This window comes from Actinocorallia aurea (assembly GCF_054783995.1).
In genome coordinates, this window is record NZ_BAAGPQ010000030.1 from 87,702 (window position 1) to 108,117 (window position 20,416).

A 20,416-nucleotide genomic window follows, 5' to 3' on the forward strand; every position below is an offset into this window, starting at 1 on the left:
GCCCGGGGTGGTCCCGGGCGGGCGGGGGAGGGTGGGTCAGGCGGCGAGTTCGGCGGCGTCGATGACGCGCTCGATGTGCTCGAACAGCACCAGGTAGGGGCGGCCGCCCCGGGTGCGGACGTCGGCGTAGATCCGGCCTTCGGTGGTGATGACGACGTCGGCGACGGTCGCGGCGGCGGCGCGGATGCTGGGGGCGTCCTCGTGGATGGCGACGACGCTGCCGATGGTGAGGAGGGAGGAGGGCGACCAGGGCAGGGCGAGGCCGTGGCTGTTGAGGGCCTCGCGGGCGGACTTGGCGAAGCTGCCGGGGACGTCGCTGCGGGGGTTGCCGCGAGGGGTGAGGCGGGCGTCCTGGTGCTTGCAGGTGGTCTTGCCGTCCTTGGCCTTGCCGAGCTGGACGCGGAACGTCCACTGGGGGCAGGTGCACATCCCGTTGGTGGTGAGGTAGCGGCGGAAGTGGCCGTGCTCCTCGCTGTCGGTGATGTGGACGGCGAGGGTGCGGGGCTTGCGTGCCATGGGTGTTCCTCCTGTCGACGCCGGGTGTCTCAAACCCGAACAAGAGAATCATATCAGTTTCGGGCAACACGTGCACACACTGTTTCTCCTGCCCAAAGCTGATATGATCTTTCTACTCGGGATTGAGAAACCCGGGTGGACAGGAGAGAACACCCATGACCACCACCAAGCCGCCGATCGGCTCCGTCACCATCAGTTGGGAAGTCACCGAGCAGCACAGCGCCACCATCCCCGTCGAGGAGCTCGCCGACCGGCTCGGCCTGCCCGTCGACCAGGTCCGCGCCGACCCCCAGGCCGCCTTCGACGAGAGCGAGGACGGCTTCCCCACCAGCGAGTACGAGGGCGGCTACTCCTACGACGCCACCACCGAACGCGACATCACCGAGATCGAGGCCCACAGGCTCGAAGACTTCCTGTTCCACGTGACCGCGAGCATGTGCGTCCACGTCTACGCCCGCGACGAGGACGCCGCCCGCGAGGCCGTGGGCCGGTTCGACGGCGTCGACCTGAACGCGGCCGTGACCGTGCCCGAGGGCGGCAGCGAACTTCTCGTGCCCGCGCTCGTCACCGAGACGAGCCTCCGCTCCATCATCGCGGCCGAACTCCTCAAGCCCGACGGGACCGTCGCGCCGCTGAAGCGCCGCCCCGGCGACGGCGCGTTCCTGGCATCGCCCGAGGCCGACAATCTCCGCAAGGCCGTTCGGGCGTTCCGGCGCGCGGCCGAAGGCGAGACCGAGGGCAACGACGCCGAGCACGACGCCGCCCTCGACCTCATCTACAAGGTCGAGGCGCTCATGGGCGAGCCCGCCTCGGCCGGGTAGCCCGGTACGCGCAACAGCAGCGGCCCCCGCACCGAAGTGCGGGGGCCGCTGCTCGTTCAAGGCCCGCCGGGCGCGGGTTCCAGCCCGAGGACCCAGCCTGCCGATACGTTGATGCGCGTGAGCATCCCAGCGATCGGCCCCGAGCACTGGACGATGACGGTCGCGGTGGCATCCATGACAGTGCCGGACGACGTCGACACGGAGCAGCTCGGGCGGGACCTGGTCGACGCCGTGGCGGCCGCGTCCGACGTCGCCGACGAGCGAGGGCCCGCATGGGTGATCCGCGCCGATCTGTACCAGCAGGAGATCCTCCCCGAAGAGGAGGCCGCCGGGATCGCCCTCGCGGAGCGCCAGGGTCTGGGCGACGAGGTGGCCGGCCACCAGATGATCGTCTACGGGTTCGCGCTCTACCTGCTGAACGGTGACGGCCGGCCTGCCTGGGAGGACCTGCTCACCCGAGCCCGCGACGCGATGGACGCGGTGGTGAAGGCGACCGGTAGCTGCGGGGGCGTCGCCGTCCTGCCCGTCCCGCTGGAGGCCTTGACGAAGATGGTCGCCGCGGCGGTCGCGAGGTTCCAAGCGCGCTGAACCGGCAAAGGAACGGCCGCCCGGTCCGCGTGGGTTCGGCATCGCGTTGAGCGATGCGCCTTCGCGGTCGGACGGCCGGAGGGTGTGGCGCGGGTGCCTTACCGGCCGCGCACGGCCTTGTGGCCGCACTTCGGGACGGGGCAGGCGCACGGGAGCACGCGGCCGGTGCCGCCCTGGTCCTGGGGTCGGGTGTCCACGACCTCGGCCAGGCACTTCTCGTGCTCCCCTGCTGCGCAGGAGCGGCTGACCGTGGCCGGGTCGACGTCGCCGAGCGCGGCCAGTTCTTCGTCGGTCAGGCTGCGGACTAGTTGGGGCATGGGGTCCATGGTGCCATGGGGGGCGGAGCCGTCGGTGCTGTCGATCATGTGTTTCTCTCAGGCGCGTCGGCCGCTGGGGCCGGGTGGATGGGTGGCGCGGGGCTGGTGATGAGGCCGTGCGGCGGTTCGGCCGGGGTGGGCCGGTTGCGCTGGCTCTCGGGCCTTCAGGGGCGTCCCATCGTGTTCCTCCTGCCACACCGGGTGTCTCAAACCCGATAGGAAAAATTCTATCAGATTTGGCCATGAGGTGGGGTGGGGGGTTCGCGGGTCTCGGCGAGCAGTTCGGCCAGGCCGTCGGCGAGGAGGCCGGAGGCCGCCTCGATCTTCTGCGCGTCGGTGCGGCCTGCCCGGTCGCTGCCGAGCAGCACGGCGTGGGCGCGGTTGTGCCGGTCGGCGAGCGCCCGGGTGAGCCGCTCCAGGTAGGCCAGGCGGGCGGGCCTGCCGGAGCGGTCGAGGTGGAAGCCGAACACGATGCCGGCGAGTCCTGCGGCCAGGACCAGCAGCAGGGCCGTGTGCGGGCTCATCGCTGCACCTGCTGGCCGGCGGCCGGGTCGCCGGCGGCGCCCAGCGCGGACAGATAGAGGTCGATGTCGTCGGTGGAGGGCGCCGCGTAGGGGTCGGCGTCGGGGCGGTTGCGGCGGAACAGGCTGCGCATCGCGGGGGCTCCGTTCGGGGTTGGTGGCGGGCGGGTCGCATGGTGGGCGGCCGCCGTGGTTTACGTCCCATCCGCCCGCCCGCGGCCCTTTCGGAATCTGCGCAAAACAGCCCCTGACCAGGACCAATGGTGATATGATTTTCCTGTTCGGGTTTGAGACGCCCGGGCGTGACAGGAAGGAACACCCCCATGGGGAAGAAGAAGACGCGCACCCCCGAGCAGGACGCCGAGTGGGACGCCATGCGTGAGCAGTTCTACGTAGACGGCCAGGCCGCGCAGGAGGACCCCGACGTCCTGGCGATGGTCGGAAGGATGGACCCATCCAGCCACCTCGCGACCTACAGCGACTGGAACCGGGCTTTTCTCGCCGCGCAGGCGATCAAGCGCGACATGACGCTGACCGAGGTCTACACGGCCAACGGCTGGCGCGCGTTCGGCCGCCACGTCTCCAAGGGGTCGAAGGCACTGCGCGTCGCCGCTCCTCGCGGACGTGAGGACCTCGGCCGCGAGGAGACGCCCGCCGACGGTTCGGCCGCCGGTCAGGACGAGCCCCGGACGCGGACGCTGATCCGGTGGCTGCCGGTCTTCGACGTATCCCAGACCGACCCCGTCGAGGAGGTCGCCGACGTGGCGGCGACGAGCGAGCCCGCCACAGTCCGCCATGTGGCCGAGGCCTCGCCCGGCACGGTCGTGCTGTCCCTCTGACCTGCTCTCGGGCCGGGGCGTCGCGTGCGCTCCGGCCCTTTCCATGGGAGGCAATGCCGTGCGCTATGTGGCGCAGTTCGATGACATGAAGTTCCGGTACACGTGGGAGGACGACTGGAGCGAGGGCCGCACGACGTACCGGGTGGAGGGGCCGCGGGTGTCGGGCTGCCTGTCGGTGACGCTGGCGGGTGACTACCCCGGGATCCTGCGCGAGCCCATCGACGCCGACTATCAGAAGGTGTTGGTGGAGTACGGGCGCGGCCCGTCGGGGAGCCGGTACTTCGACGATCGGGAGGACCGGTTGGAGGTCTTCGGCATCCGGCTCGTCGGCCAGTCCTACGTCTACCTCGACGTGATGCGCAAAGGGCGGCTGACCCACCGTGATATCTACGCCGACCGCGGGTCGCGGGTGTGGCATCGGCGGGTGCCGGACAAGACGGGCGACCGCGCAGCGCTGGCGGTCCATGGTGCGGTCGTGCACTGGCTGACGCGGCCGACGGAGGGGTACGCGCTGCGGCTCGCCGCGGCCGGGCACCGGGCGCGGGCGGCGATGGCGGACGTGTGGGGCGAGGTGTCGAAGGCGCAGCGGTCGGTGACGGATGCCCATTGGGAGCTGGCCGACAAGCACGCCCGGCTGGAGGCGTTCATGGCGGCCGCGGAGATGCCCGCGGGGCGGTGAGGGCGGGTCGAGCGGGGCGGGGCGCTGTGCGTTCCGCCCCTTCGTCATGTGCGGGGCGGGTGGTGCGGGTGCGCGCAGGCGGAGCCAAGGGCTTACACTGACCAAATCCGATAGGATAAATCATATCATCTTTGGTCACTGCTTGTGAGGACGGACCCCATGACCAGCCCCCCCGACATGCCCGTACGCGAAGGCCTCAAGCTCCTCGCCGCCGGAGGCGCCGCCTCCATCGCCGTCTACTGGATGACCGAGCCCGCCTTCGGGCAGCGCTTCGGCCTCATCGTCGTCGGCGCCGGCCTCATCGCCACCGGCGCCTGCCTCGTGGTCGGGATGCTGCGGGCCCGCGCCGGCGACCGCGAGTTCGCCGGCCTCGGCGACACCCACCTGTCCGCCACCCCGCCCGCGGAGCCCGCCGTCGGCAGCGGGTTCGCCGTCGGCGACGACGCCCGCCCGGTGACACCGGCCCGATGAAGTACACCGTCACCGACCTGCCCAGCCGCCGGGCCCGGACCGCCCGGCGGCTCGCCGTCCGCCTGCTCGGCCTCGCCGCGCTCGCGGCCGTCGACACCGTCCTGCTCGTCCTTCGCTTCCCGCCCATCGACCCGGCCGACGTCGACGCGCTCGTCCGGCACCTGCGCGGGCAGCACGAGCCGGACGAGGCTGGCGCGCTGCACGGCACCGTCGTCCCCCGCCCCTAGAAAGGAACCGCGGTGACCCCCGACGAAGTCGCCCTGTGGGCGGCGTCCTCCCGCTCCCACATGCGGCACCTCGCCGTCGAGCTCGACGACCGGTCCGTCGACCTGCAACGCGCCGTCGTCCGGCTCGGCCGCGGGTCGCTGCTGCTGCTCGGCGTCGACAAGTCCATCCGCGGCTTCCGCATGCGCGATCGGATCCTGCGCGCCGCCGAAGCCCAGCGCGGCGTCGCCCTCACCGTGAACGACTTCGCCCAGGACTACGCGACCTTCTGCTGGGCCGACGGTCTGGAGGTCGAGCCGCTGTTCAACACGCCCGTCGAGACCCCGGGCCGCAACCTCGCACCGCTGCGCCGCATCGAGTTCGACGACACCGCCCTGGTTCACCGCTGGTGCACCTGGGCCTCCAGCCACATGCAGACGCTCGGCGTTGAGCTGGACGCGACGGCAGACGGGATGGTCCGCCACATGGACCAGCCCGGCGAGCCGTGGATGTGGCGTGTCGGGCGGCGCTCCCAGGGCCGCAAGCTCCGCCGCACCCTGCGCCGCGCCGCCTCCGGGCAGCGTCTGGCCGCCGACGAGATCCGCCTCGCCTGGGCCGAGTTCGCCCCCCTCATCCCCCAGCACAAGTCCGGAAGGAGGACCGCATGAAGCTCGGCGACCGCACCGGTCCCGCGCTCGGCGACACCGACACGTGGGACCGGGTCAAAGCCCGCACCGCCTCCAAGCTCGCGCCGCTCGCGCCGCCGTGGCTCGTGCCCGCGGGCCTGTTCGTCCTCGCGGCCGTCGCGCACGCCCGCTGGGGTTCCACCAGCGCGGCGCCGGTCGCCGCGTCCGCAATGAGCGGCGGCGGCCTCCTGCTCACCGCCCTCACGTGGAAGGTCGCCCGGCGCGGGCCTGCCGGCCGGATCCTCGCGGCCTCCAGCGTCGCGCTGGCGTCGGTGTGGATGATCGCGGCGATGATCGCCGGGCCGACCGCGTCCGGGGTCCTGGACTGGGGTGTCGGCCTCGCCGTCGTCCTCGCGCTCGCCTGGAACATCCGCGCCGTTTTCCACGCCCCCGGCGGCGGCGTGCACGGCGACCCGCTCGCCTCCCTCGTCGAGGACAACGCCGAGCGCATCGGCTGGACCGGCACCCGCGTCCTGGACGTCGTGCGCGACCGCATCGGCGTCGGCCGACTCACCATCGCCCTCCCGGCGCGGCGCACCACGAAGGAACTCCGGGGCGCCGTCGACGCGCTGGAGGCCTCCGCCGGGCTGCCGCGCGGCGCCTTGGACGTCGCCGACGACCCCGACAACGCCGGGCAGGCGACCGTGACCGTGTCGGACCCGCGGCCGATGCGCGAACCGCAGCCCTACCCGGGCCCGTCGCGGCCGGGCGGCTCGATCTCCGAGCCGCTGCACGTCGGGAACTGGCAGGACGGCATGCCCTGCCTGTGGGACATCATCAGCCTGGGCCACCACGTCACGATCAACGGCATGACCGGGTCGGGCAAGACGCTCGGCGGCGCGTACGCGTTCCTCGGCGAGGCCGTCACCCGGCACGACGTCATCATCGTCGCGGCCGACGTCGAGAAGAAGAAGACCACGCTCGGCCCGCTGGAGCCCGCGCTGCACGCCCTGGCGACCACTCCCGCGCAATTGCGGAAGCTCATGAAAAGGCTTTACGCGCTCGCGGGCGCGCGCCGCGAAATTCTCGACTCGCGCGGCCTCTCCCAGTGGGAAGAGGGATGCGGAATTCCTTTCATCATCGTGTGGTTCGAGGAGTTCGCCGAGATCGTCAAGCACCTCGATCTCGGCCAGTACACGTCCTTTCTACGGACGTGCCGGGACGCCGGGTTCATGGTCGTGCAGTCCCTCCAGCGGTCGGACTGGACGCAGACCCCGACCATGCTGCGCGCGCAGACCTCCAAGTGGGTCTTCGGCACCGACACCGCCGAAGACGCCGCGTTCGGCCTGTCGGACCGGCAGCAGGCAGCCGGGGCCAAGCCGGAGGAGTGGGGCATCCGCTACCCCGGCATGTCCGTCCTGGACGTGCCCACCATCCCGATCGAGCGGATCGCCGTCCCGATGCGCGGCTGGGCCTGGACCAAGGAGCAGATGTCGGCCCACGCCGCCGCCTGTCCCGCCGCCGGCAAGCACGTCGACCCGGTGACGCGCTCGTTCCTCCAGGACGTCGCCGCGGACGAGGCGACACCGGTCCGGCGCGACACCGCCACCGCGACACCCCTGGACGACGACACAGACACCGACATTGCGGACGACACCGATGAGGGCGACACCGGCGACGGCACCGAGGAGCAGAGGCGACACGACTTCGCCAAGATCCACATGACGACACCCGACCCGTCACCCGCCACGCCGCCCGTCAGCGACACCGACATGCGACACCCGGGCGCCCCCGTCTCCCTGGAACCCGACAGCCGCCTGTCGGCCGAAGCGGCCGCCGCCGTCCTGGACCGGCGCGTCGAGGAGCTCCTCGCGAAGCAGCCGACGTTCAAGTACAGCGATCTCGGCGCGGACCTTCTCGGCGAGGTCGGCCGGTCTCGGGGGTGGGTGTACCAGCGGCTCGGGCGGCGCGTCGAGGGCGGTCTCCTGGTGCGCGACGAAGACGCCGGCGTCTGGATGTGCCCCGGCGAGGAGGCCCGGCTGAACTGACCGCCCTTGCGCCAGCGCACCCGATGCCGCGCCCGGCGCCCGCGCAGGGGGTGGGGGGTGACAGCACCCGCCCGTCACCCCGGCCTTCCCCCGCTCAGACCCCCTGACACACCCCACGAACACCCGGGTGACACCCCAGTGACACCCGCCCCTGACACCCCCTGAGGAGGCCTATATGGCCACGCGACGCGCCCGCCGATGGGCCGCCTTCGGCATGGTCCTGTCCGCCGGCAACGGCCTGCTGTTCAACCTCTGGCACGCCTACGAGACCGGCCTGGCCGACCCGCTCGCAGCCGCGTTCGGCACCGTGCCCGTCCTCCTGGCCGCCGCGGTCTCCGTGATCGCCGAGGAGAAGCACGTCGGCCCGCTCGTCCGCGCCCTGGTGTGGGCGGTGATGCTCGGCACCATCGCCCTGTCCGTGGTCGCCCAGTACGGCGTCTTGTACGCCGCGATCGGGAACATGAGCGTCGCCATCCTCTACCCGGCCGTGTGCGACATCGCGACCATCGTCTGCCTCAACGTCCTCATCGGCGACACCGCCGCCGTCGCCGACAAGGCGACCCTTCCGGTGTCGCCGAGGACCGTGTCGGCACCCGACGTCGCCCCCGCCCGTGTCGGTGTCGCCGCCCCGGTGTCGGTGTCGCCCCCAGCGCGACAGGCGACAGGCGACACGACAGCCCCGGATGTCGCCCCCGCCCCGGCGACACCCGACATCGTCACCGACACCATGCCGGCCGACACCGCGGCACCCGCCGACACCGAGCCCGCTCCGTCGACACGACGCGACAACACCCGGAAGGAGACCGCCGTCGTCGCCCCGGCGGCCCCGACCGTCGGGCAGGCCGACATCGACGCACTTCTGGTCGGCGCCCCCGCCGACCAGAAGGACCGCATCCCGTGGGCCGTCCAGCTCGTCACCCTCGCCGACACCTCCGACATCAAGCTCACCGGCCGGCAGGTCGCCGACGCGCTCGGCGCTGCCACCGGCCGCACCTTCGACGACCGCACCGGCCAGCGTCTCCTCATGGCCGCCCGCGACCAGGCCATCACGAAGGCGTCCTGACCGGCCCCGCTGGATAAACGGTGCCCGAAGGGCATCCTTTTTATCCGGTTGAAGACGGTGATGAGCCCCGGCCTTTACAAAGTAGATTTCCGGGGCTCATCACTAATCGAAGAATTAGCGCCTGCGACGCTTTGGCTTTCTCTGATTCGTCTCTGATTTCAGAACAACCGTCTGATCCGACTCGATCTCTGGCGGCGCTTGCTCGCCGCCCGCGTCGACCAGGCGCCGGAGTTGCTCCGCTCTGGCTTCGTATGTGGTGGGGGAAAGTTCCGGGATCTCGACCTTGGTGCGGGCGGCTCGGAAGAGGTCGGCCTTGGCCGCGTCCAGGGCGCTACGGGCGCTTGGGTGGCCGGAAAGCCGGTCGAGGGCGGCCCTGACCTCGGGGTACGGTCCCAGCTCCGCTAGAGCAGCTTGGAGTTTGGGGGAGAGCCCGAGCTCAAACAGTGCGGGGTTGAGCTGGAGGGGCGGGTCCAGAACCCGCGCGAGGTGGGCGAGGTCCGGAGTGATCGGCGGTTGCCACAGCGCCGCGAAGTCAGCTCCTAGCTTGGCCGCGACCGACGGCATCGGCACCTCGCCATGGCCAATGGCGGTGCCCCTGAGTATGTCTTCGATGGGGCTGCGGGAGACCTGGGCGACCCGGGATCGGGCGTCTTCGAAGTGCCCTTCGCGGTCGTCTTCCTCCTCGTCGTCGTCGCCTTCTTCGCCCTCGGACCCGCTGGCCTCATTGAGGTGCTCGGCTTGCCTGACCGTCCCCGCGTCGACGACGGCCTCCAGGTAGCGCTCGGCGTGCATGAGGAACGTGCGGGGGTCAACGAGGTGGAAGGGCTGGCCCGTCTTGTCCCGCATCTCCTCGATGAGTTCGGTCCGTGGGGCGCTGGGCATCTCGGCGGGGTCGGCGTCGTCTTTCGGTGTGACGAGTGGTCTCACCCAGTCGGGTTTCGAATCTCGTGTGATCAGCAGGATGGGCTTCTGCTGTTCCTTGGCGTGCTCGATGAGTTGCAGCCAGATGAGTCCGTCCCCGGCCTGGTCGACCCGGTCGCGCTTCTTCTTGTCGGCCGTTCCCGGCGGGATGTTCTTCTCGTAGCGGCGGAACACCTCGTCGATCGCGGCCGCGGTGTCGGGCAGTGGCTGCCCGATCTTGTCCGCGATGAGAGCGGAGATCTGCAAGTAGATCGGGTCGTCATCGGGAGAGGTCCCCTCTCGGACCGGGACGGCTTCGTTCGTGGTGGCCTCCAAGAGGCTGACGAACCGGTTCTGGGCGTCCTGGAAGACCTCCAGCAGTTCCGGGTACTCCGCGGTCTCCTTGAGGCCGCGGCGGGTCGCGAAGTACTCGATCATCCTTCGCAGCTCGGCGACGGTCGCGCCGACCTTGAGGGCGAGGTTCGCAGTCTCGGCGTGGCAGTCGCGGATGACGGTGGGCCGGGTCTGCATGAACTCGTTGCCGACGCGGTGGGGGATCCACAGGCGCTCGCCCAGGAGTGCGAGCGCGTCGAGGAACTGTTTGCGGGCATCGCCGGTGAGCCGGTAGACGTCGAACAGGGCGTTCGTGTCGAGGGCGACGATTCCGCTGGTGTAAAAGCTTTCGAGCGCCTCCTGTCCGGGCGTGTGGAGCCCGGGGAAGAGGTCTTTGAGGGTTCCTCCCACGGAGGGTTGAGGATCGGTCACAGGTCGCAGGGTACGCGCGGGCGGGCCGCGTCGCACCTCGGTTGTCCGGCGGTGCGACGCGGCCCGATTAGACCGCGCGGACTTGGACGCGGGGGATCGCGCCGATCTGTCCGGAGGGGACGAACGTGGCGGGGAGCGCACCGGGGACGGGCGTGCTGTGGGTCCAGCCGTGGACGGCGGCGTCCTCGACGAGGATGCCGCTGGTGATGGGGATGGTGGGGGAGCCGGTCCGCAAGGTGGGCTGCACTGCGGTGACGGCTTGGGCGACGCCGGCGACCCAGTAGAGGCCCGGGGCGAGGGTGAGGGCGATCGCGAGGTCCTGGAGGGTGTCGGAGTCTCCGAGGAGGGTTCCGGCGTCGGCGATGAGGGCGCCGGGGCGTTGGTTGCCGGTGTCGGCGTAGATGCCGAGCCGGTACAGCGAGCCGGTGTCCCCCGCGGTGACGATCTCCGCGCCGATGCTCTGGAGGGTGGCGGTGTGGGGGAGGTGCCAGGCGAACGCCCGCAGCGTCTCGGTGCCGAGCTGGGCGGTGCCGGTGGCCGGGCCGGACAGGTGGGCGTAGTCGCCCGGCGGGACGCTGATAGACGGCCAGGGGCCGCGGGTGAGCAGGAGGTTGGAGTTGGGGGTGAAGGTGGGCAGGGAGGTGTGGTCGGTGGTGGCGGTGTAGGTGGCGCCGCGGCGGGTGAGTTCCTGGCCGCGCACGTAGGCCGTCGACGGGGCCCATTCCTGGCGGACGGCGAGGGGGGCGCCGTTGGCGATGATGCGGTTGCCGAGCAGGGTGGAGGTGCCGGTGAGGATGGTCGTCGGGGCGGCGCCGGTGCGGGGGGAGTGGCCGACGGTGAGGGTGTTGCCGTCGGCGGCGGTGGTGAGGTGGACGGCGTTGACGGCAGCGGAGTGCGTCGAGGTGAGGTGGATGACGTTGCGGCTGGAGCCGTCGAGGGCGAGCGCCGCGGCGGCCGAGCCGTCGACGACGACGTCGATGCGACACGCGGTGGCTCCTGCGGCGAGGTAGGCGCCGTGGCCGGTGACGTCGACGGCGTAGCAGCCGGTGAGGGTGGAGGCCCCGGGCCCGTCGAGGTGGAAGCCGTGGCCGGTCGCGGGGGTGGGGGCGGTGCCGGTGGCGGCGGAGGTGTCGAGGCCTGCTCCGGAGGCGTGGCAGCCGGTCAGGATGACGTCGGCTCCGGACAGCCGGTAGGCGGCTTGCCCGGAGCCGCCTGCGTCGCAGTCGATGGCGCGGGTGCCGCCGCCGAGGTTGAAGCCGTGCCGTCCGGAGTCGAGGGCGTTGCAGCGGGTCAGGCGGGTGCCCGAGCGGCCGCGGACATGGAAGGCGTCGCCCTTGGCGGACAGCACGGTGACGTCGTCGACGAGGTGGCGGGCGTAGAAGCCGGGGTCGACGGCTCCTGCGGCGGCGGCGGGGTCGGTGGTGAGGTAGATGCCGTGGAAGGGGCCTCCGGCGGGCTGGGCGGCGCCGCGGGCGTCCAGGGTGAGGTGGGCGAGTTCGATGAACATGCCGTTGGGGTCGGCGGCTCCCGCGTCGGAGGAGACGTGGTTGCGGATGAGGTGGCAGTTCGCGCCGTCGGCGAGGCGGAGCACGCTGGAGCGGTTGGCGGCGCCTTCGAGGCGGACGCGGCCAGGCACGACGATGCCGGGGGTGGTGACGTAGGCGAGGCCGGGCGGCAGGATGACGCGCGCCCACGTGTTGGCCGCGTCGTTCAACGCGTTCTGGAGGGCGGCGGTGTTGGCGACGGCGGTGGCGGGGTTGGAGTCGGCCCGGTACCCGTAGTCGTAGGCGTACAGGGGGCCGGAGCGCTGGACGAGGCCGGTCGCGGCGAGGTCGGGCAGGCGGGCCCGGTCGAGCTTTCCGGTGGTGATCTTCGTGGCGGGCAGGTTCGGGATCTGCTCCGTCGCCCACTGGCCCGCGGTGACTTTGGAGGCGGGGAGTTCGGGGATGCGGGCGAGGTCGAGGATGCCGGAGGCGATGCGGGCGGCATCGAGGTCGGGCAGCAGCGCGGGCACCAGTTTGCCGTCGGCGCTGAGGACGGCGATACCGCCTGGGACGCCGAGAAGTCCGGGCCGAAGCACGGTCTCCCAGCCGTAGCCGCTCGCGGCGGTGGAGTCGGCGGTCAAGACGGTGCCGTCGTCGGCCGCGGCCGGGACGACGATGTACCGGCCGGACAGGTCGGGGATGCGGTCGAGGTCGAGGATGCCGCTCGTGAGGTGGGCGGCGGGGAGGGCGGGGATGCGGGAGAGTGGGACGACGCTGGTGGTGTCGACGTTGCCGAGCTGCGAGGCCGGGACCTGGCCGGCGAGGTCGAGGGAGGCGACGCCGCTGGGCGCGCCGATGGCGGACTGCTGGACGTAGCCGGTGAGTTCCGTCGCGGGGTAGACGGGTGGGACGCCGGTGAGGTCGAGCGGCTCGGTTCCGGAGGGGATGAGGACGAAGTAGCGGCGTTGGGTGCGGCCGATCTCCTCCAGGACGGCGTACGCCCACGTGTCGGGTTCCATGCCGTCGACGTCGGTGGGGATGAGGTCGACGGTGAAAGCCCCGGTGGCGTCCAGGGGAACGCTGTAGCCGCCGATGATGGTGATGCCTTCGCCGATGTGGCGGAGCGGGCCGGGCGGTGCGAAATGGACGACGCCTTCGGCAGGGTCGCCGTGGCCGTTCAGGTATCGGCCGGTAACGGTGCGGGTCGGCAGCGCCATCGTGTCCCCCGTGGGCGTGAAAAGGTCCGTGCACGGGGATGCGCAGCCCAGGATGGGTGCCTGCCCGGGCTTGCGTCCCGGGCAGACTGCCTGGTCGTCAGGTGGCGAGGATGCGGGTGAAGGACATTTCGATGCCGTACAGGACGACGTCGGCGCCGAGGGACTGGCGGACGCTGACGTAGTAGGTTTCGCCGGCCGTCAGGAGTGCGGCGCTGGCGGCGGTGACGTCTGGCCAGATGGCTCCGCCGGGCGCGGTGGTGGTCATGGCGACGATGGGCGGGTCGTCGACGAGGGCGCCGCCGTTGAGCTTGCGGATCCACACCGACCTCTCGCCGGTGTTCGCTCCTGCGTTCTTGAAGATGGCGCGGACGGCGGCGAGGTACAGGCCGGTGGCGCCTGGGGGCACGACCATGTTCGCTCCGGCGGTCCACCAGGTACCGCCGATCTGGTAGGCGGCGGCCAGTCCCGGGACGGCGGTGACCACGCCGGTGGTGAGGGTGAGGTCGGCGACCCTGTCGAGGCGCAGGCGCGGCGTCGTGGTGGCGCTCGGCAGGCGGGAGTCGTTTCCGGCGGCCACGGTCCCGGCGGTGGTGCCGACGTTCAGGACGGCGGCGCCACCGAGGCCGAGGTTCGTGCGGGCCGTCGCTGCGCTGGCGAGGTCGGACAGGTTGGAGGCCTTCTGGGCGGCCCCGACGATCCGGCTGTCGTTGCCCTGGGCCGCGGTTCCGGCCGTGGTGCCGTAGGTGACGGCGGCGCTGTGGGCGTCGACGTAGGCCTTGGTGGCGGCGTGAAGCGGGTCGGTGGGGTCGCCTGCGAGGGTTGTCGTGCCGTAGTGGGTGACGGCCTGGTCGAAGATGACGGGGCCGTTGAACTCCGACATTCCGTCGGTGTAGAGGTAGCCGTGGATCGTGAGGCCGTTCGCGCCGTCGTTCAGGATGTTCGTGGTGGTGGGGGCGAGGGCCAGCGGCGAGGTTGCGGCGATGCCGTGGAGGTTCACGCCGGTGCATCCGGCGTCGACCTGGAGGGAGGCGACCGCGCCCGCGCCGGGGGTGTTCTCGGCGATGCCGACGAGGTTGATGCAGTAGGCGCCGCCGGTGATCCAGTAGGCGCGGCCGCGGTTGGTGAGGTCCCAGCAAGAGGTGAAGGTGATAGCGAAGCCGCCGGTCACTTTGAAGCCGGTGCCGCCCGCGGTGACGAGCTCCGAGCCGCAGCCGGTGAGGGCGACGCCCTGGCAGGCCTCCAGCGCGAAGTTGATCGGGTGGCCCTCGCTGGCGCAGCCGGACAGGTCCAGGTAGGCCATGTTGACGATGGTGAAGCCGGTGAGGCCGTTGGTGTTGCCGTAGCAGCCGGACAGCGCGAGGGACGTTCCGGCGGCGCCGCCGACGACGCCGTGCAGGTAGAAGCCGTGCCGGTTGTTGTTCTCGGCCCGCACCTGGTCGAAGCTGCTGACGATGCCGTTGCTGATCTCGATGCCGTCCTGGCCGAACATGCGGATGTAGACGTTGTCCAAGCGGATGTAGCGGACGTTGTCCTCGGTGTCGCGGGTGAGGGTGAGACCGGTGCCGGTACCGGAGCCTGGCCCCTTGATCTGGAGGTCCCTCAGCGTGATGGTGTGGACGTCGACACCCGCCAGGCCGTGCGCGGTCGTGGTGACCTGGTGCAGCACCGTGGCGTCGGTGCCCGCGCCGAGAAACGTCACGTTGGAGCGCAGGATGAGGGCCGCGGTGAGCCGGTAGGTGCCGGGCGGGATCCAGATGATGCCGCCGTGCGGGGGCAGCGCGTCGACGGCTGCCTGGAACGCTTCGATGTCGTCGGCCACGTCGTCGCCGACCGCCCCGAAGTCCGTCACGGTCAGCCAGGGCAGATCGACCGTCACGTTGGCGACGGCGTCGTCGAGCTGCTGCTTGGTGACGGCGTCGGTGGCGGCCGCCGCGGCGGCCAGGCCGGTGATGCGCTGCCCGCCGAACGGAACCGGCGCAATGGGGGCGGCGAGCTGATCGAGCCTGTTCGTGCGGACCGCGGCGTCGAAGTTCGAGATGGTCGCGGCGGTCTGGGTTCCGGTGTGGGTGGCGCGGGCGCGCGGGTCGACGGCGAGCTTCGACAGGGCGATCGCGGCGTCGGCCGCGACCGAGCCGTCGGTGACCGACCCGGCGGCCGCGGGCCGGGCGTCGGACAGGCGCGGGTCGTTGCCCGCGGCCGCGGTGCCGGCCGTCGTGCCGAAGACGACGGACAGGGTGCGGTCCTGGTCGAGGGCGCCGCCGCCGGCCAGGCCGGGCCCGGCGGAGATCGCCCGGGTGGCGGGGACGAAGGCGCTCAGGTCCGGGAGCAGCGTGTAGGGGACGATCCCGTCGGGGCCCAGGACGGCAACGCCTCCGGGGATGCCGAGCTGGTCGACGCGCAGGAAGTCGCTCGACGGAATCGGGTCGGGATCGTCGGGGATGGGGGCGAGGTCGGCGAGGTTGAGCGGTCCGGTGCCGGACGGGATCACGATGTCGTAGATCCGGTGGTGGCCGTTGATCTGCTCGACGACGTGGTAGTGCCAGCCGGGCGGGACGACGCTGCCAGCGTCGGTCGGAATGAGCGCGATCCGGAACGTGCCGTCCGGGCCGAGCGTCGTCGACGCGGGCCCGTTCACGATGCCCGCCGGGACCGCGAAGTCCCGCAGCCGCATCGACGGCGTGAACGTCACGGTGCCCGCGGCGGGCAGTCCTTGGGCGTTGGCGAACCGGCCGGTGACGATACGGGTCTGGAACGGCATGACGGCACCCCACGCTGGTCAGCGGGGGTGCTGGCGACACCAGGCACGATGCCGCGAGGATGCCGCTTACGTCCTACCGCGCGGCTCGTCCTGGGCGACATGGGCGGCTAGGCTGCCCACCATGGTTGAACTGTCCGGGCGGGCCGCCTACCTCCAGGTCGCCGACCACTACCGCGACCAGATCCGCGCCGACGAACTCCGCCCTGGCGATGTGCTGCCGAGCCTGGCGGTGCTGGCGCGCAGGCACGGGGTGTCGGTGAGCGTCGCGAAGACCGCCGTCGGGGTACTGCGGACCGAGGGCCTGGTGATCGGGCAGCAGGGACGCGGCGTCTTCGTCGCCGACCGCGCAGCCCCGAGCGAGGCGAAAGACGGTACGGCTGCCCTGGTCGAGGAGCTGATGGGCGAACTCCAGGCGTTGCGCGCCCGGGTCACGGCTCTGGAGACCGAGGTCAAGGCCCTGCGCCGGTAGCGCGGCTCACGACCGTCAGGTCTTGCGCTTACGGGCCGCGATGACCTTCGCGGACTTCGCTTCCCGGCACGCGGCTTCGCGGCACCCGTAGTCGTAGCCAGTGGGGGTCCCGCACAGGTTGCCGGGGCAGGGCGGGTGGGCGAGGAGCTTGAGCGTCCCGCCGCCCGCAGCCGCGGCGGTGACGGCGCGGTCGTCGAACCCTGGGCAGCCGCGGCGGCGAAGGTCGCCGGCCGCTGGGTGATCGCAACCGCGAGCCTGCTGCGCCGCATCATGATCGGAGCCCAGATGAGCCAGCCGAAGCCCGTCCAGCTCACCGCCGAGAACCTGGAGGCGATCGGCGGGAGCCGGTGGCAGCGCGGCGAGCATGACCGCGTCTACTTCGACCGCTGGGCGGCCTTCGCCGGCCTGGAGGTCTCCCGCTACAAGAGCGGGAGCATCGCGTCCGCGGTCCTCGACGGTGAGCCGATCAGCAACGGCGAGGCGTCCAAGATCTTCATGGCGGTCCGGAAGGTCTACGTCGACCTCGTCACCGGCGAGATCGTCGTGGACGCTGGGTACGCGAGCCCGCGCAAGGTCACCTGCGCCGAGCTCGTCACCCGCATCCGCGCTGGCATCCGCGAAGCGGCCGCCGCCATCCCTCGGTAACCGCCTGAGGTTTGTCAGGCCGGTGCCGTAGCGTGCGGCACGCACCACTCCCTGCGAAGGCGGGGGCACGCTCAGCCCACCACCCCAGCGCGTCGCGCTGGTCACGCATCCCACGGGAGAAACCCATGAACCTTGCTGAAGCCTTCGCCGCCGCGCACGCGGGCACCTTGGACCTCGCCGGGCTGCGCTGGCAGGCAGAGTCCATCGCGCTGGTGATCGCCGCGGTCAGCGCCGACGCGAACATCCGCCGCTACGACCGGGACGTCCTGCCGCTCACCTCGTGGGAGGTCGAGGCGGAGTCCGCGATCGAGCGCGACCAGGACGGCTACGGCATCGCCGTCCTGGTCGTGGGAGGCATGCGCTACCAGGTCGACACCGACCTGTCGCCGGACGCGCAGCCCGCTTTCCGGCTGTGCGACGTCGCCGGATGCGAGCATGCCGCGCTCGGCGCGACCGTCACGGCCGTGTGCACCGGCCACCTGGCCACCCCCACCCCGGCGGGGGACGCCCGCTGGAGCTTCCTCGGTCGGGCCGCGTACGAGCGCGGCTGGCAGGGCGAGGACGGCTACCGCAGGATGCGCCTCGAAGCGCTGGGGGACGACGTCGCCCGCGCCGAGGCCGCCGAGAGCCGGGCCACCGAGGAGCGGCAGTACTTGGAGCGGGCCCGGGCCACCGCCGACATCTGATCCCGACACGACGAAGGAGCGCATCATGGCTGAACCCCCCGCCCACTTCTGGGCCGACGACCCGGCGGACCTCCTGCGCGCGATCGACCGCGCGGGCGGCAGGGGCGTCTACGAGATCCTCACCTACCACGACCCCGACGACAGCACCCTGTGCGCGGTCATGGTGCTGCTCGACACCGCGGACCTTGACGCCTTCGAGGTGTGGGAGGGGCCGCTGTCCAAGGTCAAGCGCGTCGCGGTCTACGACAAGGCGCACCACGGCGAGGAGGCCGGCGTGCTGGCCGCCCGGCACTTCAAGCAGCGCGTCGACGCCGCTTACGCCTGGGTGGCCGAGGACGCCGCGGCCCACACTGACGTGTTCGACGGGATCCCGGGCCGCGCGATCGACAGCTACGACCTGCTGGAGGAGGTCGTCGACCGGTACGGGCTGGACCGGCGGGAGGCCCACGAGTCGATCCGGGCGTTCCTCGCGGACCTGGGCGGCGACAGCGTCGTGCTCAGCCGCCGCCCCACCCGGCCGGAGCTGCTGGACGATAACCCGCACGCCCTCGACGTCACATACTGGGAGAAGATCACCCGCGAGACGGCCGGCCAGATCAAAGAGGCATTCGCCGCCACCTACGGGCAGGACACCCCGAACGCCTGACAGCTCCTGCGCCGTCCCGTAGCATCGGCACAGAGTTCCCCGCGCAGGCGGGGTTGGCCCGTATATCGGGTGGCATCCGCCAGACCCTGTTCCCCGCGGAAGCGGGGGTGGCCCTGATATCTGCGCCAGACACAGCAACATGCTCCCCGCGAAGGCGGGGTTGGCCCGTATATCGGGTGGTATCGGCGAGACCCTGTTCCCCGCGGAAGCGGGGGGCCCTTATATCGGCCGAGATCCACAAAGCCGTGTTCCCCGCGTAGGCGGGGATGTCCCACAGGCCTGCCTGACCAGGGACTTGGCCGCGCGCTAGCGGGGATGTACCGTCGGTTGACGTTGTGGTGTTGCTGCACGTCTGCCCCGCACCTGCGGGGATGGCCCGTTGATGGCTTCAGGGGCCTTGTTCGGGTTCTGCTCCGCGCGCGCGGAGATCAGAAGATCCGTGTCTATGACGCGGGTCTTCTTCGTGCAGACCCATCACGGAGGAGCGCAATCCATGAGCGAGCGCAGTTCATCGAGCTGGTTCGACGACGTCGACAACGAGCCGCCCCGCCCGGAGTACCACCCGCTGCCCTGCCCGTCCGGATGGGACCGGTGGGTCCCCCGGGTGGAGGTGACGGAGGCGAAGAACCTCGCCCGCCTGCTGTTCGAAAAGGAGGGCCTCACGGTCGCGGTCTCGGACGTGCACGCGCAGCTTGACAGGGTCCGCGGCTGGTTCCGCGAGGAAGTCACGGCCGAGCAGCTCCGCCGTCTCACCGGCTGGTAGCCGATAGCGCAGGGCCCGTCTCCTCTGCCCGGACGCGCGGAACCGCCTTCATCGGTGCCGCCCGCGGGGCGAGTTCGAGACACGAGGAGGATCATGCCGACCAGTCCGGACTCGCGCTGGCGCAACGGTGCCCGCGATGACGACGCCCGCGAGGGCCATAACGAGCAGACCCGCGTGATGCGCCGTGAGTGGGCGGTCGCGGCCATCGCGCCCATGGAGGAGCAGATCCTTGCCGCGATCGCTGCTGGCGGCGGGATCGCCGAGGTGGCGGAGGCGCACGGGGTCACCACGGTGGCCCTCCACGGGCGCGCGCAGTGGGATGCCGATTGGTCCCGCCGCCTCGACGCAGCGCTCATGCAGGGCCGCGACGAATCGCTCGACCACGGGCGGCGGGGCACCTACCGGCATCAGCGATGCCGGTGCTCCGAGTGCCGCGCCGCACAGCACCCCCGGAGAGCCTGAGGGCGTCGGGTTCTCGATTCGGCCGCGGAGTCAGAACGGGTTCCAGGTCGCGGCCTGCCGGTAGCAGTCGCCTTCGATCCAGGCTCCGATGCAGTCGCGTTGCAGGCGGGTGACGATGCGGGCGCCGTACCGGTCGGATAGGACGCCGGTGGCGCGGGCTCGTGCGGCGGGCCGGTCGGCGGGCGGCAGGTGGAGGGTGTCGGCGCCGTTCAGGGTGACGATGAGGCGCAGGCCGGGGGCGGCGTCGCGGGCGGTGAGGATGTCCAGGAGGGCAGCCCGCCACTGTTCGCCGGTGCTGCCTCCCCATCCGGTGAGGTCTTCGGCGCCCAGGTCGTCCAGGAGCAGGAGGGGGACGTCTGCGAGGCGTTCGGTGAGGCGTTCGCGGGCGTGGGCGCGCACGGTGTCGCGGGCGGCGTGGACGGGGAGCGGGCCGAGTTCGCGCTGGAGGGTGGTGGCGGACCAGGCTTCGACCCATTCGCCGCGTTCGGCGGCGGCGTTGGCGATGGCGTAGGCGGCCCAGGTCTTGCCGTGGCCGGACGGGCCCATGAGCAGGAGCGTCTTGTGGCTGGAGTCGAGCCAGCCGGTGGCGCGGCCGTCGGGGTCCTGCTGGGGGTGCAGAGCGTCCAGGCGGGTGTTGTCGAGGCCGGCGGGGCGCTGGGCGGTGTAGCGGGCGAGCCGGTAGACGGCGCGCTGGCGGAGGGTTTCGGCCAGCGCTTCGGCGTTGTCGCGGGCGATGGCGCGTGCGCTTTCCTCCTCGCTGCTGCTTTTCACCCGCTGCATGGCCGCGGTGAGACGCTCGGCGTTCTGCTCGCTCATCTTCGCGAGCATCCGCACGATCGCCTCAGATGCCGCCTGAGGGGTGCGGTGATCTTTCCGTGGCGTCGGGGTCGGGTCTGGGTGTTCGGGGGCCTGTGGGGACGTGTGGGGG

Annotated in this window: 23 protein-coding genes; 15 read left to right on the forward strand and 8 right to left on the reverse strand. The window is 71.6% G+C overall.

The annotated features are described in order from the left end of the window. Positions 1–36: 36 nt before the first annotated feature. Complete coding sequence (locus ACYVOM_RS34005; protein WP_460307687.1) at positions 37–516, reverse strand: hypothetical protein; 480 nt, start codon at positions 514–516, stop codon at positions 37–39. Positions 517–671: 155 nt separating this feature from the next. Here ACYVOM_RS34005 and ACYVOM_RS34010 point away from each other — a divergent pair, with 155 nt between their 5' ends. Further along, entirely contained in the window at positions 672–1,337 is a 666-nt protein-coding gene (locus ACYVOM_RS34010; protein WP_460307688.1) for a hypothetical protein, read from the forward strand. A 117-nt stretch (positions 1,338–1,454) separates the two neighbouring features. Further along, positions 1,455–1,925 (forward strand): hypothetical protein, encoded by a 471-nt coding sequence (locus ACYVOM_RS34015; RefSeq protein WP_460307689.1) that lies wholly within the window; start codon positions 1,455–1,457, stop codon positions 1,923–1,925. Between the two features lie 98 nt (positions 1,926–2,023). Here the strand turns inward: ACYVOM_RS34015 and ACYVOM_RS34020 are convergent, their stop codons facing one another. The 3 genes from ACYVOM_RS34020 to ACYVOM_RS34030 form a co-directional block, all read right to left on the reverse strand. After that, the gene (locus tag ACYVOM_RS34020; protein ID WP_460307690.1) at positions 2,024–2,242 is read right to left on the reverse strand and encodes a hypothetical protein; all 219 of its coding nucleotides are present in this window, start codon (positions 2,240–2,242) and stop codon (positions 2,024–2,026) included. 230 nt (positions 2,243–2,472) lie between these two features. Beyond that, positions 2,473–2,766 (reverse strand): hypothetical protein, encoded by a 294-nt coding sequence (locus tag ACYVOM_RS34025; protein ID WP_460307691.1) that lies wholly within the window; start codon positions 2,764–2,766, stop codon positions 2,473–2,475. Further along, a complete protein-coding gene (locus ACYVOM_RS34030; protein ID WP_460307692.1) occupies positions 2,763–2,897 on the reverse strand; it encodes a hypothetical protein in 135 nt (44 codons plus the stop codon). The genes ACYVOM_RS34025 and ACYVOM_RS34030 overlap by 4 nt, the downstream gene beginning before the upstream one ends. Before the next feature lie 189 nt (positions 2,898–3,086). Between ACYVOM_RS34030 and ACYVOM_RS34035 the strand changes: the two genes are divergently transcribed. The 7 genes from ACYVOM_RS34035 to ACYVOM_RS34065 all read left to right on the forward strand — a co-directional run bounded on the left by ACYVOM_RS34035 (position 3,087) and on the right by ACYVOM_RS34065 (position 8,693). Continuing rightward, on the forward strand, positions 3,087–3,602 hold the full coding sequence (locus tag ACYVOM_RS34035) for an ArdC-like ssDNA-binding domain-containing protein (protein WP_460307693.1): 516 nt from the start codon (positions 3,087–3,089) through the stop codon (positions 3,600–3,602). 67 nt (positions 3,603–3,669) lie between these two features. After that, entirely contained in the window at positions 3,670–4,281 is a 612-nt protein-coding gene (locus tag ACYVOM_RS34040) for a hypothetical protein (RefSeq protein WP_460307694.1), read from the forward strand. A 159-nt stretch (positions 4,282–4,440) separates the two neighbouring features. Then, on the forward strand, positions 4,441–4,752 hold the full coding sequence (locus ACYVOM_RS34045) for a hypothetical protein (RefSeq protein ID WP_460307695.1): 312 nt from the start codon (positions 4,441–4,443) through the stop codon (positions 4,750–4,752). Beyond that, on the forward strand, positions 4,749–4,979 hold the full coding sequence (locus ACYVOM_RS34050) for a hypothetical protein (RefSeq protein WP_460307696.1): 231 nt from the start codon (positions 4,749–4,751) through the stop codon (positions 4,977–4,979). Before ACYVOM_RS34045 ends, ACYVOM_RS34050 begins: the two co-directional genes overlap by 4 nt. A 12-nt stretch (positions 4,980–4,991) precedes the next feature. Continuing rightward, the gene (locus tag ACYVOM_RS34055) at positions 4,992–5,624 is read left to right on the forward strand and encodes a hypothetical protein (RefSeq protein ID WP_460307697.1); all 633 of its coding nucleotides are present in this window, start codon (positions 4,992–4,994) and stop codon (positions 5,622–5,624) included. Further along, positions 5,621–7,630 carry a hypothetical protein gene (locus tag ACYVOM_RS34060; protein WP_460307698.1) on the forward strand — a complete coding sequence of 670 codons (2,010 nt, stop codon included), beginning with the start codon at positions 5,621–5,623 and terminating at the stop codon, positions 7,628–7,630. The genes ACYVOM_RS34055 and ACYVOM_RS34060 overlap by 4 nt, the downstream gene beginning before the upstream one ends. Before the next feature lie 175 nt (positions 7,631–7,805). Beyond that, entirely contained in the window at positions 7,806–8,693 is an 888-nt protein-coding gene (locus ACYVOM_RS34065) for a hypothetical protein (protein ID WP_460307699.1), read from the forward strand. Between the two features lie 114 nt (positions 8,694–8,807). On the opposite strand, the gene ACYVOM_RS34070 is transcribed toward ACYVOM_RS34065, so the two are convergent. The 3 genes from ACYVOM_RS34070 to ACYVOM_RS34080 form a co-directional block, all read right to left on the reverse strand. After that, positions 8,808–10,358, reverse strand: coding sequence for a PIN-like domain-containing protein (locus tag ACYVOM_RS34070; protein WP_460307700.1), 1,551 nt, complete (start codon positions 10,356–10,358; stop codon positions 8,808–8,810). A gap of 67 nt (positions 10,359–10,425) precedes the next feature. Next, complete coding sequence (locus ACYVOM_RS34075; RefSeq protein WP_460307701.1) at positions 10,426–13,059, reverse strand: hypothetical protein; 2,634 nt, start codon at positions 13,057–13,059, stop codon at positions 10,426–10,428. Positions 13,060–13,156: 97 nt separating this feature from the next. Further along, positions 13,157–15,817: a glycosyl hydrolase family 28-related protein gene (locus ACYVOM_RS34080; RefSeq protein ID WP_460307702.1), complete on the reverse strand. Its 2,661-nt coding sequence runs from the start codon at positions 15,815–15,817 to the stop codon at positions 13,157–13,159. A 121-nt stretch (positions 15,818–15,938) separates the two neighbouring features. Here ACYVOM_RS34080 and ACYVOM_RS34085 point away from each other — a divergent pair, with 121 nt between their 5' ends. The 6 genes from ACYVOM_RS34085 (at position 15,939) to ACYVOM_RS34110 (ending at position 19,488) form a co-directional block, all read left to right on the forward strand. Continuing rightward, on the forward strand, positions 15,939–16,286 hold the full coding sequence (locus tag ACYVOM_RS34085; protein ID WP_460307703.1) for a winged helix-turn-helix domain-containing protein: 348 nt from the start codon (positions 15,939–15,941) through the stop codon (positions 16,284–16,286). Between the two features lie 135 nt (positions 16,287–16,421). Next, entirely contained in the window at positions 16,422–16,931 is a 510-nt protein-coding gene (locus ACYVOM_RS34090; RefSeq protein ID WP_460307704.1) for a hypothetical protein, read from the forward strand. A 125-nt stretch (positions 16,932–17,056) separates the two neighbouring features. Beyond that, the gene (locus tag ACYVOM_RS34095) at positions 17,057–17,617 is read left to right on the forward strand and encodes a hypothetical protein (protein ID WP_460307705.1); all 561 of its coding nucleotides are present in this window, start codon (positions 17,057–17,059) and stop codon (positions 17,615–17,617) included. 25 nt (positions 17,618–17,642) lie between these two features. After that, entirely contained in the window at positions 17,643–18,263 is a 621-nt protein-coding gene (locus ACYVOM_RS34100; RefSeq protein WP_460307706.1) for a hypothetical protein, read from the forward strand. A 493-nt stretch (positions 18,264–18,756) separates the two neighbouring features. Further along, positions 18,757–19,026 carry a hypothetical protein gene (locus ACYVOM_RS34105; protein WP_460307707.1) on the forward strand — a complete coding sequence of 90 codons (270 nt, stop codon included), beginning with the start codon at positions 18,757–18,759 and terminating at the stop codon, positions 19,024–19,026. 93 nt (positions 19,027–19,119) lie between these two features. Beyond that, the gene (locus tag ACYVOM_RS34110; RefSeq protein WP_460307708.1) at positions 19,120–19,488 is read left to right on the forward strand and encodes a hypothetical protein; all 369 of its coding nucleotides are present in this window, start codon (positions 19,120–19,122) and stop codon (positions 19,486–19,488) included. Between the two features lie 30 nt (positions 19,489–19,518). Here the strand turns inward: ACYVOM_RS34110 and ACYVOM_RS34115 are convergent, their stop codons facing one another. Continuing rightward, positions 19,519–20,316, reverse strand: a complete 798-nt coding sequence (locus tag ACYVOM_RS34115) for an ATP-binding protein (protein ID WP_460307709.1) — start codon at positions 20,314–20,316, stop codon at positions 19,519–19,521. Positions 20,317–20,416 lie beyond the last annotated feature (100 nt).